Source organism: Bradyrhizobium sp. Ken64, from assembly GCF_055807555.1.
This window is the reverse complement of sequence record NZ_JBVVPA010000004.1, coordinates 72,453-86,185: the sequence shown is the minus strand read 5'-3', so window position 1 is coordinate 86,185 and position 13,733 is coordinate 72,453. Positions and strand designations below refer to the sequence as shown.

At 64.2% G+C, this 13,733-nt stretch carries 11 protein-coding genes; 6 read left to right on the top strand and 5 right to left on the bottom strand.

What is annotated here, in order from left to right; translation table 11 throughout:
• Positions 1-156: 156 nt before the first annotated feature.
• On the bottom strand, positions 157-2,751 hold the full coding sequence (locus AC0L2F_RS08640) for a CHAT domain-containing protein (protein WP_473248118.1): 2,595 nt from the start codon (positions 2,749-2,751) through the stop codon (positions 157-159).
• Positions 2,752-2,815: 64 nt separating this feature from the next.
• Positions 2,816-3,565, bottom strand: coding sequence for a HugZ family pyridoxamine 5'-phosphate oxidase (locus AC0L2F_RS08635; protein ID WP_473248117.1), 750 nt, complete (start codon positions 3,563-3,565; stop codon positions 2,816-2,818).
• Positions 3,566-3,806: 241 nt separating this feature from the next.
• On the opposite strand from AC0L2F_RS08635, the gene AC0L2F_RS08630 reads away from it, so the two are divergent.
• The 5 genes from AC0L2F_RS08630 to AC0L2F_RS08610 all read left to right on the top strand — a co-directional run bounded on the left by AC0L2F_RS08630 (position 3,807) and on the right by AC0L2F_RS08610 (position 7,800).
• Positions 3,807-4,508: a response regulator transcription factor gene (locus AC0L2F_RS08630; RefSeq protein ID WP_007597749.1), complete on the top strand. Its 702-nt coding sequence runs from the start codon at positions 3,807-3,809 to the stop codon at positions 4,506-4,508.
• 116 nt (positions 4,509-4,624) lie between these two features.
• Positions 4,625-6,430: a stimulus-sensing domain-containing protein gene (locus tag AC0L2F_RS08625; RefSeq protein WP_473248116.1), complete on the top strand. Its 1,806-nt coding sequence runs from the start codon at positions 4,625-4,627 to the stop codon at positions 6,428-6,430.
• Positions 6,427-6,951 (top strand): HPr kinase/phosphorylase, encoded by a 525-nt coding sequence (locus AC0L2F_RS08620; protein ID WP_473248115.1) that lies wholly within the window; start codon positions 6,427-6,429, stop codon positions 6,949-6,951. Before AC0L2F_RS08625 ends, AC0L2F_RS08620 begins: the two co-directional genes overlap by 4 nt.
• 133 nt (positions 6,952-7,084) lie before the next feature.
• Positions 7,085-7,486, top strand: coding sequence for a PTS sugar transporter subunit IIA (locus AC0L2F_RS08615; RefSeq protein ID WP_007597752.1), 402 nt, complete (start codon positions 7,085-7,087; stop codon positions 7,484-7,486).
• A complete protein-coding gene (locus AC0L2F_RS08610) occupies positions 7,483-7,800 on the top strand; it encodes an HPr family phosphocarrier protein (RefSeq protein ID WP_007604995.1) in 318 nt (105 codons plus the stop codon). Before AC0L2F_RS08615 ends, AC0L2F_RS08610 begins: the two co-directional genes overlap by 4 nt.
• A gap of 15 nt (positions 7,801-7,815) precedes the next feature.
• Here the strand turns inward: AC0L2F_RS08610 and AC0L2F_RS08605 are convergent, their stop codons facing one another.
• The 3 genes from AC0L2F_RS08605 to AC0L2F_RS08595 form a co-directional block, all read right to left on the bottom strand.
• Complete coding sequence (locus AC0L2F_RS08605) at positions 7,816-9,441, bottom strand: glycosyltransferase family 39 protein (RefSeq protein ID WP_473248114.1); 1,626 nt, start codon at positions 9,439-9,441, stop codon at positions 7,816-7,818.
• A gap of 86 nt (positions 9,442-9,527) precedes the next feature.
• Positions 9,528-10,298 carry a M15 family metallopeptidase gene (locus AC0L2F_RS08600; protein ID WP_473248113.1) on the bottom strand — a complete coding sequence of 257 codons (771 nt, stop codon included), beginning with the start codon at positions 10,296-10,298 and terminating at the stop codon, positions 9,528-9,530.
• Entirely contained in the window at positions 10,295-11,653 is a 1,359-nt protein-coding gene (locus AC0L2F_RS08595; RefSeq protein WP_473248112.1) for a caspase family protein, read from the bottom strand. The genes AC0L2F_RS08600 and AC0L2F_RS08595 overlap by 4 nt, the downstream gene beginning before the upstream one ends.
• Before the next feature lie 241 nt (positions 11,654-11,894).
• Here AC0L2F_RS08595 and lepA point away from each other — a divergent pair, with 241 nt between their 5' ends.
• Entirely contained in the window at positions 11,895-13,706 is a 1,812-nt protein-coding gene (gene lepA, locus AC0L2F_RS08590) for a translation elongation factor 4 (RefSeq protein ID WP_456767285.1), read from the top strand.
• Positions 13,707-13,733: the final 27 nt, after the last annotated feature.

Genomic DNA, 13,733 nt, shown 5'->3' with positions numbered 1-13,733 from the left:
ATTCAAGGACCGCGCCAAACGTCGCGCATGTCAGCTCTGAGCAGGCGCATCAAAAAATCAACAATGATCGCGCAACCAAATGTGCGTTTCGGCGTTTCCCAAGGTTATTGCGACGCACAATGCGAAAGACAGTCTCAAGTAAATTCCAAGCCCACCCTATCTTACCTCGCCTTCGCCGATGAGCGCGAAGGGCCCCCACATCGCGGGATAGGCGTTGCGCGGTGACGAGGTGTCGTCAACATAGGTTAACATCGCGCGGCGCAAGGCTTCAGCACGCCCGATCTTTGGTTCGTTTTTGAGCAGCTCGAAAGTCGATGTGGTCAAGCGGGTGGCAGCTTCCGAATCCACGGCCCAATGCGAGACCAGGAGAGCGCGCGCACCGGCGTAGAAGAACGAGCGCGCCAGTCCCGACAGGGCCTCGGCGCCGGGCTTATCGCCTGCGATGGTGTTGCAGGCCGACAGCACAACCCAATCCGCATTGAGCTTGAGCTGGGCGACTTCACTTGCGGTCAGCAGACCGTCGTCGAGCTCCGTGGGCTGATCGGGAATGGAGAGCGCGAGCGAGGGCTCACCCAGTCCCTTGATGTCGCCGGCAACGAGGCCGTGGGTGGCAAAGTAGATGATGCCGTATTGAGCAAGCGCTGCTTGCTTGAGCGTCGTCTCGCTGGCGTCGCGGCCGAGATGAATATCGGCCGCGGAAGCCCCGACATCCCTGGCCACCGCGTTCAACTCATCGGCGGTGTCGGGCAGTTGCGGCAGCGCCTGCGCAAGCCGCGCGCGATCGACGCCGGCACCGCGCCAGAAATCGCTATAGGCAATGGTCGCGATGCTGCGCGCGGCGACCTTGCCGCTCGCGGCGCGTCGCTCGGCGGGCGCTTCCAGTGCGGGATTGAACACGGGATCGCCGAAGCCGGTCATCGGCTTCACGCTCTGGTCCCGGCGCGCGAAGGCGCGCAGCGATTTCAGGCTCACGACCGATGGCAGCACCGAGACGGCCTGACGCCGCAGCAGCCAGGCGGCGCCGCGATAGCCTTCGAGCGTGTCCGGGATCGCAGCCTGCGGCTTCTCGGTGACCAGCAGATGAAACGGCAATGCGGTCAGCGCAGCCGACGGCACCACCAGCAGGCTGCGCTTGTCCTTTGTCAACGCCTCGACCGGACCAAGCAGCGCGAGATGGAGTTCGTTGGCGAGCGCGAGATCGAACAATCCGGATTTGCCGGAGGCATCGCGCGCTTTGCCGACGTCGAGTCCCTTGCGGAATGCCGTCACCTTCTGCGTCAGCGCATCGGCGCCGAGCGAAATGGCCTTCCAATCGACGCCCTCGCGCGTGATCGCGACGACATAGCTCTGCTTGTCGACGACGGAGTAGAGCACCATCGCCTCGTCGGCCGACAGCAGCAGCTGGATGTCCTTTATCGTCAACGGCAGGGGATTGGAGAGCGACGCGTAGTCGGGAAACTCGACCGCGAGCGTCTTCTGCAAGCCCGCACGCTCGTTCGCAATCGTTGCAATCCGCGCGCGGCTGCGCTGCTCGGTTGCGAGATCGCGCTGCGCGGATTGCTTCGACACCGCGGTGACGATCGCCTTGTCGAGTGCCTCGGACTCAGCCGCGAGATCCTGGTCCCGGCGCACCAGCTCCGCGAGCCGGTCGCTGCCGGCGGCAAGCCGCACCGCAAGCTTGTTCACGGCGGATGCGGCGGAGGATTGCGTGCCGCGCTGGATCGCGGCGAGCGCTTCGTCCAGCGCCTTGTCGCTGGGCAGCAGACCTTGTTGGCGCGCGGCGAACAGGACCGGCAACACGACGCGCAACTGGGCGCGATCGCCCCGAAGCGTTGATTCCGCGAACGGCAATGCGTCCGCGGTGCGCCCGGCCACGTAGAGGAAATAAGCGAGATTGCTGGTCGAGGTCATGACCTCAGGATGATCCGGCCCAAGCGCGCGTTCGCGGATGACCAGCGCACGGCGATAGAGCGGCTCGGCGTCGCCGTAGCGCTGCTGGTGCTCGTAGAGGCCGGCGAGATTGTTCAGCGAGCGCGCGAGGTCGGGATGATCCGGTCCCAGCACCTTCTCCCGGATCGCGAGCGAGCGCTTGATCGGCGCTTCCGCATCCGAATCGCGGTTGAGATCGCGATAGACCTGGCCGAGATTGTTCAGGACCGTGGCCACCGCCGGATGCTCGGGGCCGCCGGCCTTCTGATAGATCGCGAGCGCCCGCTGAAACAACGGTTCCGCGTCGGCATAGTGCTGCTGTTTCACGTAGAGCGTGGCGAGATTATTGAGCGACTGGCCGACATCGGGATGCTCGCGCGACAATCCCTTCTCGCGAACGGCGAGCGCGCGCTTGAACAGCGGCTCGGCCTCGGCATAGCGGCTCTGCCGCTGGTAGAGCGCGGCGAGATTGCTCAGTTCGGCTCCAATCAACGGGGTTTCGAGACCGAGCGACCTTTCCATCAGCATGATGGCGCGCTTGTAGAGCGGCTCGGCCAGATCGTCGTGGCCCTGACCGGCATGAACCTGGCCGAGGTTGTTCAGCGCGGCGGCGAGTTCGCGACCGGTGTCGCTCTTCTCCAGGCTCGCGACCATGCCTTGCGCCAAGGGCAGTGCTTCCGAATATCTGCCGGCGCTCATCAGTGCGTTGATCCGCGCGCTCTCCGCGGCGAGACCTTTCTGGGCAACGCCAGGCGTGACAAGCGATGCGGTGATCGCGAGCGTCAAACCCGCAACCAGCGTTAGTTTATTCCATTCTGCCATGACGCTCTCGCCGGCCGCCTTTTGACCAATTATGGTCTTGGGTCGCCGCGATGGGCAGCAGCGTTCAATCTGTTGCGCTCTCGTCCATCCTGGTGCGCGCTTCGCCGGCGAGGCGAACCAGCATCTTGCGCAGCGCCGTGCCATCAACCACGCGCTCCGGAAAATTCAACCGCAAGGCGGTCTGGCCGTCCTGCATGTCGAGGCCCTCCGGATCGCAGCCGGTGCAGCGCCAGTCGCCTGCGGCAGCGCCGAGCAGCTTTGTTGCATAGAGGCCCATGGCGTCGCGGTGGTCGGCATTCATGTGCTCGACCGCCCCCTCCTCCGCCGCCAGCAAGTCCTCGGCCCCCGTGAGGTCCGTGAGGAATTGGTCCGGCTTGAGGTCGACGATCCGGCCGAAGCCGGCGACCAGATGGGTTCCCGTGGGTCGAATCCGGAAGAAGGAGAAATCCTTAAAGGAAACAAAAGCTTCCGCCGAGGGATGGGCATTGAGATACCGTCGCTGGAGCAGATCCTTGTCGGCATCGTCCGGCTCGGCATGGCCGGACAGCATGATTCGGGCGCCTTCCAGCGGATCGCCCGCCGCCCGCTCGTCCAGCATCAGGGACACCCGGCTGTCGGCCAGGATGTTCCTGGTGTGCACGGCCAATCCCGAGATCAGCAGGATCGGAGAGCCATCCGGATGACTCGCCAGATTGACCAGGGAGCAATAGGGATCGCCGCTGCCTGCCATCAACGTCGCCAATGCCCCCTGCCGTGACCGCCGCAGCAGCGATTTGGCGAGCTTTCCGGGGTCGAAATCGGAGGTCGGTTGCATCGGCTTTCTCGGGTCAGGTGGTTGCATGGAGGGCCTTTTTTCGGGTAAACCGGGGCCCGGTTATGGGTCGAGATGCGGCGAATCTGCCGTGTTTCGTGGAACTTGGTCACACTTCAGCCTAGCTTGCATTGCTCGGTGACAAGGTTCGAATGCCAACATCGGCACCCATGTATGCGGCGCATCAGTGGATTGCTTGCCGTTTCAAGCCACGACCCAAACGGAAAGCAGAAAGCAGAGGCTCATGCCCACAATCGCTTTGGTCGACGACGACCGCAACATTCTCACATCCGTCTCGATCGCGCTGGAGGCCGAAGGCTACCGCATCATGACCTATACCGACGGCGCCTCGGCGCTCGACGGTTTCCGCACCACCCAGCCCGATCTCGCCATCCTCGACATCAAGATGCCGCGCATGGACGGCATGGAGACGTTGCGCCGGCTGCGGCAGAAATCCGACCTGCCCGTGATCTTCCTGACCTCCAAGGACGAAGAGATCGACGAGCTGTTCGGCCTCAAGATGGGCGCCGACGACTTCATCCGCAAACCGTTCTCGCAGCGCCTGCTGGTCGAGCGCGTCAAGGCGGTGCTGCGCCGTTCGGCGCCGAAGGATCCGACCGTCACGCCGAAGGAGAACGACGCCAAGGCGCTCGACCGCGGCCTGCTGCGCATGGATCCTGAACGGCACACCTGCACCTGGAAAAACGAGCCTGTGACGCTGACCGTCACCGAATTCCTGATCCTGCAGGCGCTCGCGACCCGGCCCGGCGTGGTGAAGAGCCGCAACGCGCTGATGGACGCCGCCTATGACGACCAGGTCTATGTCGACGACCGCACCATCGACAGCCACATCAAGCGACTGCGCAAAAAGTTCAAGGTCGTCGATAACGAGTTCGAGATGATCGAGACGCTCTACGGCGTCGGCTACCGCTTCAAGGAAGCCTGAGGCGCGCGCGCCTCCACCAAAGACTGAGAGCATCGCCGGTTCTGATTCCATCGGGACCGGGATGGCTCTAGGATGCGGAGACCTTCGCACGAGCTGTCCTAACGCGGGCGTGAGCATTGCTTGACCGAACGCAGCCTGACGAGAACCAGAACGCCGAGGACGTCACCGCCCGCGGCGCTCCGGATCAATTGGCCGAGGACAAGCCGGCCGTGCGGGGCTGGCGTCCGCTGAACTGGCTGAAGCGCGCCGGGCAGTTCTTCTTCGCGCTGTCCTTCTCGAGCCTGACCCGCCGCATCGTCTCGCTCAACCTCGCCGGCCTAGTCGCGCTGGTGGCGAGCATCCTCTATCTGTCGCAATTCCGCGCCGGCCTGATCGACGCGCGCGCGCAGAGCCTGCTGGTACAGGCGGAGATCATCGCCGGCGCGATCGCGGCCTCCGCGACGGTGCAGACCAACGCCATCACCATCGACCCCGACCGGTTGCTCGACCTCAAGCCCGGCGAGACCTATGGCGGGTCGGACGAGTATTCCCCGCTGGATTTTCCGATCAATCCGGAGCGCGTGGCGCCGGTGCTGCGCACGCTGATCTCGCCGACCAAGACGCGCGCCCGCATCTACGATCCCAACGGCAGCCTGCTGGTCGACAGCCGCAGCCTCGATACCGTGGTGCGCTTCCCCCTGCCGTCGGTCTCCGCCGAGAAGCCGGGCATGGTCGAACGCGGCATGGTCGCGGTCCGCACTTGGCTCAATCGCGGCGACCTGCCGCTCTATCGCGAGCTCGGCCCCGAGAACGGCAATGGCTATGCGGAGGTCGGCGACGCGCTCCAGGGCCAGAAGCGCTCGATGGTGCGGGTCAATGCGCGCGGCGAGGTGATCGTCTCTGTCGCGGTCCCCGTGCTGCGCTCGCGCGCCATCCACGGCGCGCTGATGCTGTCGACGCAGGGCGACGACATCGACCAGATGGTCACCGCCGAGCGCCTCGCCATCCTCAAGGTGGGCGGTGTCGCCGCCGCGGTCATGATCATGCTGTCGCTGCTGCTCGCCAGCACGATCGCAGGTCCAGTCCGCCGACTCGCCGACAGCGCCGAGCTGATCCGCCGCCGCATCAGGACCCGGGTCGAAATTCCCGACTTCACCCGTCGTCGCGACGAGATCGGCCATCTTTCCGGTGCGCTGCGCGACATGACCAGTGCACTCTACAGCCGCATCGAAGCAATCGAGATGTTCGCCGCCGACGTCGCGCACGAATTGAAGAACCCGTTGACCTCTTTGCGCTCCGCGGTCGAGACGTTGCCGCTGGCGCGCAACGAGAACAGCCGCGCGCGCCTGCTCGAGGTGATCGAGCATGACGTCAAGCGGCTCGACCGGCTGATCTCGGACATCTCCGATGCCAGCCGTCTCGATGCCGAACTGCAGCGCCAGGATGCCATCCCGGTCGACCTGCGCCGCCTGCTGACGACGCTCGTCTCCGTCGCCAATGAAACCAAGCTCGGCCATGACGTCGCGGTCGAAATGCGTTTCGAGGGCCGCAGCACGACCGACAATTTCGCCGTGACCGGCCACGATTCGCGGCTCGGACAGGTCGTCTCCAACCTGCTCTCCAACGCACAGTCCTTCTCCGAGCCCGGCAACAAGGTGCGCCTCACCTGCCGCCGCGTGCGCGGAGAGATCGAGATCGTGATCGACGACGACGGCCCCGGAATCCGCGACGACGCGCTGGAGCGCATCTTCGAGCGCTTCTACACCGACCGACCTCATCAGGGCTTTGGCCAGAACTCCGGCCTCGGCCTGTCGATCTCCAAGCAGATCGTCGACGCGCATGGCGGACGCATCTGGGCCGAGAACCGCCCCGGCCCGGCGGACGAGGACGGCGCGCCTACCGTGGTCGGCGCGCGCTTCGTGGTGAGGCTGCCGGCGCTATGAGCGACGGCGGCCCCAGCATTCACGCCTCGGCGGTCAAGGTGGGAGATCTGGCGGTGCTGATCCGCGGGCCCTCGGGCTCCGGCAAGTCGCGCCTTGCCTTCGATTTGATCATGGCGGGACGTAGCGGCGTGCTCGAAAGGGCCGTTCTGGTCGGTGATGACCGTGTCCATCTGGCGACAGTCGGCCGCGAAATTGAGGTCCGCCCCGCCCCGATCCTGGCCGGCCTGATCGAGATCCGGGGGCTGGGAATCCGCCGCTGCGACTTTGTGGAGCATGCGACCGTCGGCCTCGTGGTCGATCTGGACGCCGCGGACGCGGAGCGGCTGCCGCCGGGCGAATCCCTGAAAACAGGCATTTTAGGAGTTGAAATACCGCGAATCCCCATCGGCCGCGACTATTCACCCCTTCCTCTGGTTGTCGCGGCCTTGACCACTACCAAGAGTTCATCTTCCGTTAACCCTTCAGGCGATTGTTTGAAGGGAAATGGTAACCATATGAACCCCACACTCGCGACCGAATAGACCGGCGCAACTCCCCTTATCCATCCGTCTAGATTCAGGGAGATACGCAACATCCCCTCTTGCGCGGGGGCTCTGGATGGTCAAAGTGGCGCGTTCGTGCGGTGCACCAAAAGCGCCCGCGAGGAGTTTTCCGATGATTGGTCTAGTACTTGTGACCCACGGGCGCCTTGCCGACGAATTCAAGGCAGCGCTTGAACATGTCATGGGCCCACAAAAGCAAATCGAAGCGATCACGATCGGCGCCGAAGATGATTCCGATCTCTGTCGAAGCGACATCATCGAGGCGGTTAACCGCGTCGATTCCGGCGATGGCGTCGCGATCCTCACCGACATGTTCGGCGGCACGCCATCCAACCTGGCAATATCCTGCATGAGCCGGCCGAAGGTCGAGGTGCTCGCGGGCATCAACCTTCCCATGCTGGTGAAGCTCGCCAAGGTGCGCGAAGAGCGTCCGCTCCCCGACGCGATCGCGATGGCCCAGGAAGCCGGCCGCAAATACGTCACCATCGCCAGCCGCGTCCTCGCCGGCAAATGAGCGACGAGGCGCCGCAAGCCGGGACGGGCGTGCCCGCGGGCGCGATCTCCAAGGACCTTCTGATCATCAACAAGCGCGGCCTGCACGCGCGGGCCTCCGCGAAGTTCGTCCAGGCCGTCGAGCGCTTCAGCGCGCAGGTCTGGGTGACGCGCGGCGGCGAAACCGTCGGCGGCACCTCGATCATGGGCCTGATGATGCTCGCCGCCGGTCCGGGCACCACCATCACGGTCGCCGCTGCCGGCGATGATGCCGAAGCAGCGCTCGCGGCGATCACCGAACTCGTTGAAAGCAAATTCAACGAGGAAGGGATCTAGGCGGCGTCGCCTCGATCAATTCCCCGGCGGCGCGATGTAGATGTTCCAGCTCATCGACGGACCGGCCTTGCCGTGGGTGAAACGGCGCGTCGTCATCACGATGCGCTCGGCATTCGGCGCAACTTCGGACACCCATTTCTCGAAGGCCGGCAGGCGGCCGTCGGCCGGATCGAACACGCCGATGAAGCCGTATCGCTTGACGTCATCGGGCGAAATCAACCCGGACCCCCAGGCTTCGAGCGGCGTGAACGCGGCCGGATGATCCGGGCTGTAGAACACCATCGGCTGGATCGACTCCATGGTGCCGGCGACGACCGCCCAGCGCGAGGCGAAGCGCGCGTGCCAGGCCTGCGTCAGCTCGCGCGCGAGATCCGAGCGCGCGCCATAGGTCGCCGTGTTGCCCGCATTGGCCGCCATCTCGCGCGCGGCGATCCAGGGCGAGGCAATGAGCGTGGCGACGCTGAGCACGAGCCAGATCGCGACAATGTTGAACAGCGCAGCGCTCTGCACCCGCAACGCCGGGATCGCGACCAGCGAGAGCGGCACCAGAAAGAACAGCGAGATGCCCCAATCGGTCTTCATGTAGATGCTGAAGGCCAGCGCGCCGAGCGCGGGGCCGACCGCGACGATGATCTGAATGAGCCAGACGTTGCGCGCCTGCGAAAGGTTCACGCTCGCATTCGCGCCGCGCGCCCAGGCCCGCGTGACGATGCGCAAGGGCGCACGCAGGAGCAGCCTGAACCAAGGCGGCACCAGCGCCATCGCCAGCGCGGCCAGCGCCACCGGCAATGCCAGCAGCGCGACATTATGCAGGGCATAGCCGGCCACGAGCTGATGCACCTGGCCGCTGTCCTCGAGGCTGTAGGTGTCGCCGGCATAGGTCAGCGGCACGAAATGCGCGTCCGCCAGCCAGACGATGTGCGGGATCATCGCCGCCGCCATCGTCGCGATCGCAACCCATGGCGCCGGCGACGACAGGAATCTCATTCGCTCCGGATGGATCAGCGCGGCAAGCCCGATGGCGCCGATCATGGTCAGCACCCAATATTTGGTCATCAGCGCCAGCGCGCCGGCAAGGCCGAGCAAGACTCCGGATTGCCAGCTCCGCTTCTCGAACGCATTGAGATAAGCGAGCACGAGGAGTGGCAAGGTGACGAGCTGGAGCAGGTCGGGATTGTACTTGAAACCCTTGAAATTGAAGATCGGGTAGAGCGCGACCATCACCACGACCAGGAACGCGCGCCGCGCATCCACGACGCGCAGCGCGATGAGCCAGCAGATCACCATACCGGTGCCGACGGTCGCCATCGCCAGCGCATAGGTCGCCCAATCCGTCGGCGGGAACAGTGTGAACCAGAGGCCGGCGACCCAGCCCGACAGCGGCGGGTGCTTGCCATAGCCCCAGAGGAATTTCTGGCCCCAGCCCCAGGCTTCCGCGACGTCCATGTGAACGTCCTGCGCGGCCTTGAGATTGATCAGGATGAAGGTCCAGAGCACCGCATGCAGGATGGCGAGCTGGATCACCAGCCACAGGCGCGCCTCGGGGCGGGTGGCGCTGGCAACCAGCCAGGCCCGGAAACGCTTGAAACTCACCCGGGCTTTTGCGCGTGTCCGGGTGGAGGGGATCGAGGTTGTAGACATGGCCGCTTGGGTAGCGCGTTTCGCGCTTGAGTGAAATCAGCTTGGCGTGAATGAATGACGGCCTGGAGCACGGAAACGATACGGAATCACCGGGCCATTAGTTCCGGGCGATATTCAAAGTGCATCGTGTCGTAATGATACCATTTGCCTCCCCAGATGAACCCGTGGCGTTCGAAGATATCGACGATCTCCTGCGGCATCCTGTTCTTGTACGGGATCGACTTTCCGCGGCCCGCCCACAGCCAATAGTCGGAATATCGCAGGTTCAGATCGATCGCGACGGCATAGCCATGCATGCTCATCTTACCGGTATCGGCGACCGGCCGGCACGACAGCACGCCGGCAATGGGAAAGGCTGCGGCCCTCAGCGCTGGTTCGAGCTTGTCGATTTCCGCCGACACCTCCTTGAGCCGATCCGCGACGCCATTGATCCGCGTCACCTGGACCGCCTTCCCCCATGATCGCGGCAACCAGGTGATGGTCACGAGATTCCGCTGCACCGCTCCGGCACGGCAGTCGCCATACATCTTCGTGAAAAACGCTTCGTTCCGGAATCTGCCGGGATCGGCGTTCAACGCGGGCGGCGCAGAAGCCCCTACGGGATAGGCCAACCGGAGCTGGTCGATGATCGAGGCATTGCGCAGCCGCTGGTCAAACGATTTGTCGTCGACACCATCGTCCACCGGCATCTTGGTGCCATCGCGCCACGAAATTTGCTTGCCATCGTGGCCGGTCAGGAAATCGGGATAGGCACGCACCAGCTGATCCAGAAGTTCGGTTCTGGTTTGAGCGTCCGCCGGCACGGACGCAGCCACCAAGGCGACGACGATCTGTGCTGCCCGCAATGCGATTGTCATCGACGCCTGCCGGCCTGATCGAGCAGTGCGGCATTCGTCTCCTCGATCGAATTGAGTTTCGGATTCCACGTGTTGGGAGCGTACCACGGGAAGCGTTCAAAACGGGCCTTGAGATCTGCCGCCTCGAAATATCGCCCCCGCCGCGCGTAGATCTCGTTGCGTGCGATACGGATTTCCTCGTTCGACAGCCCGCGCAGATCCGCCGGCGTGAGTAGGCGTCGATCTGAATCGGGAAAGATGAAGCTGCCTTGAACCGGGCCGCCGGATTCATAGCGGTCGATCAGGGCGACATTTGCCTTCTCGATGGCGTTCAGCGGCGGGTCCCAAGTGCGCGGTACATACCAGGAGAACTTGCTGAACCTCGCCGTCAGTTCGGGCGAGTTGAAGTAGCGCCCTCGCCGCGCAAAGATTTCGTTGCGGGCGAGGCGCAGCTCTTCCTTGCTCAGCGTCTTCAAATCGCCGTCGGCAAGCAGCCGGCTATCCGAATCCGGGAAAAGGAAATCCGATTGGGTTCTCGCAACCGGAGGTGTGGAAGGCGGAAGGTTCGCAGGGGGCGACGCCACCGTCGCCGGCACGTTGACCGGCGCGACCTGCACTGCAGGCGCGCCTGAAAAGTAGAATGATCCATCGATCGGCGAGCTGGAGACCCAGGGTTGCTGCGAGCTACCGGTCGAGCGCTTCACAATGAGCCCCACCTGATTGAACGCCTGGAGCACGTCGAGCCCGGGTCTCTGCATCGTCTCGACCAGCGCCCGCGTGTAGGGACTGTGCCCATCGGATCCGTCGAGCGCGACGTTGCCCGGTTGCGTGGCGTAGGAGAGCAGCGTTCCCTCCGGCGCCCGGATTTGCGCCAAACCTCCGTCGGAGCCACGGAGGCCGCGACCACCGAACGGATTGTTCCTGCATGCATCGAGAATGACGATGTTCAGCTTGGTTCCTGCGCCGTCCATCTGCCGCAGCACCAGCGCGGCGTCGACCATTTGGAAATCCACATCGGACTCGCGCGTCGGATTCGCCGAGACCGGAACGAGATAGTTCGTGCCGCGGACCTGGATGCCGTGTCCGGCGTAATAGAACAGGGCGACATCTGCGCCGATCAGCTGGTTGCCGAAACGTTGGACCGCATTGTCGAAGCCTGCCTTGTCCAGCTCGACCTGGGCGCCGCCGCCGACCAGCGTGAAGCCGAGCCTATGCAAGGTATCGGCCACCAGCAGCGCGTCATTCCTGGGATTTTCCAGCCGCGACACGTTCTGGTAGGCGGAATTGCCTATGACGAGGGCCACGCGTTTTTCAGCAGCGGCCGGGAAGGCGAAACACGCCGCAACCAGCAAAGCGGAAAGGCGCTTCCAATGCATTGCCTGTTTCCATGACAGAAAGCCGGAAAACTAGCAGAGGCGGTCGCTGAAATCGATGGCAGGGAGGCCGGAGATCGCAGCGGCTGGCGGATCGATGCCGTCCACCCTCCTGGTCCCGCGGGAGGCAGGGCCGGCTGCCCCGTCCCGGACGCGCAGGCGCACTGCCGGGCGCGCCTTCTGGGGGCGCAGCAGGACCAAGTGAATGGTTGCCGCACGGGGGTGTGAGTGGTATCCCGCGCCCATGACGACCGTCCCCATTTCCAACATCCGCAATTTCTCCATCGTCGCCCATATCGACCATGGCAAATCGACGCTGGCCGACCGCCTGATCCAGATGACCGGCGGCCTCACCGACCGTGAAATGGCGGGCAAGGAGCAGGTGCTCGATTCCATGGACATCGAGCGCGAGCGCGGCATCACCATCAAGGCGCAGACGGTGCGCCTCGCCTACCGCGCCAAGGACGGCAAGGATTACATCTTCAACCTGATGGACACGCCCGGCCATGTCGACTTCGCCTACGAAGTCTCGCGGTCGCTGGCGGCCTGCGAGGGTTCCCTGCTGGTGGTGGATGCCAGCCAGGGCGTCGAGGCACAGACACTCGCCAACGTCTACCACGCGCTCGATGCGGGGCATGAGATCGTTCCGGTCCTGAACAAGGTCGACCTTCCCGCCGCAGAGCCGGAGAAGGTCAAGCAGCAGATCGAGGACGTCATCGGCATCGACGCGTCCGAGTCCGTGATGATCTCGGCCAAGACCGGCCTCGGCGTGCCCGACGTGCTGGAAGCGATCGTCACCCGCCTGCCGCCGCCGAAGGGCGACCGCGACGCGACGCTGAAGGCGCTGCTGGTCGACAGCTGGTACGACGTCTATCTCGGCGTGGTGGTGCTGATCCGCGTCGTCGACGGCGTCATGAAGAAGGGCAGCCGGGTCCGCATGATGGGCACCGGTGCTGCCTATGACATCGAGCGCGTCGGCTTCTTCACCCCGAAGATGACGCAGGTCGACGAGCTCGGCCCCGGCGAGATCGGCTTCATCACCGCCGCGATCAAGGAAGTGGCCGACACCCGCGTCGGCGACACCATCACCGACGACAAGAAGCCGGTGACCGAGATGCTGGCGGGCTTCAAGCCGGCCATTCCCGTGGTGTTCTGCGGCCTGTTCCCCGCCGACGCCGACGACTTCGAGACCTTGCGCGCGGCGATGGGCAAGCTGCGCCTCAACGATGCCAGCTTCTCCTACGAGATGGAGACCTCGGCCGCACTCGGCTTCGGCTTCCGCTGCGGCTTCCTCGGGCTGTTGCATCTGGAGATCATCCAGGAGCGTCTGTCGCGCGAATTCGATCTCAATCTGATCGCGACCGCGCCGAGCGTGATCTACAAGATGAGCCTGACCGACGGCCAGGAAATCTCGATCCACAATCCTGTCGACATGCCTGATGTGGTCAAGATCGCGGAGATCCAGGAGCCCTGGATCGAGGCCACGATCCTCACCCCCGACGAATATCTCGGCAGCGTGCTGAAGCTGTGCCAGGACCGCCGCGGCGTGCAGAAGGAGCTGACCTATGTCGGCTCCCGCGCCATGGTGAAATACGATCTGCCGCTCAACGAGGTCGTGTTCGACTTCTACGACCGCCTGAAGTCGGTCTCCAAGGGCTACGCCTCGTTCGACTATCATCTCACCGACTACAAGCCGGCCGATCTGGTCAAGATGCAGATCCTCGTCAACAACGAGCCCGTCGACGCGCTCTCGATGCTGGTCCATCGCACCCGCGCCGAAGGCCGCGGCCGCGCCATGGTCGAGAAGATGAAGGATTTGATCCCGCCGCACATGTTCCAGATCCCGATCCAGGCAGCGATCGGCGGCAAGGTGATCGCGCGCGAAACGGTGCGCGCGCTGCGCAAGGACGTCACCGCAAAGTGCTACGGCGGCGACATCACCCGCAAACGAAAACTTCTGGAGAAGCAGAAGGAAGGCAAGAAGAAGATGCGGCAGTTCGGCAAGGTCGACATCCCGCAGGAAGCTTTTATTGCCGCGCTGAAGGTGGACAGCTGAGGCGCGGGCTGAGGCCGTTTGGGCCTG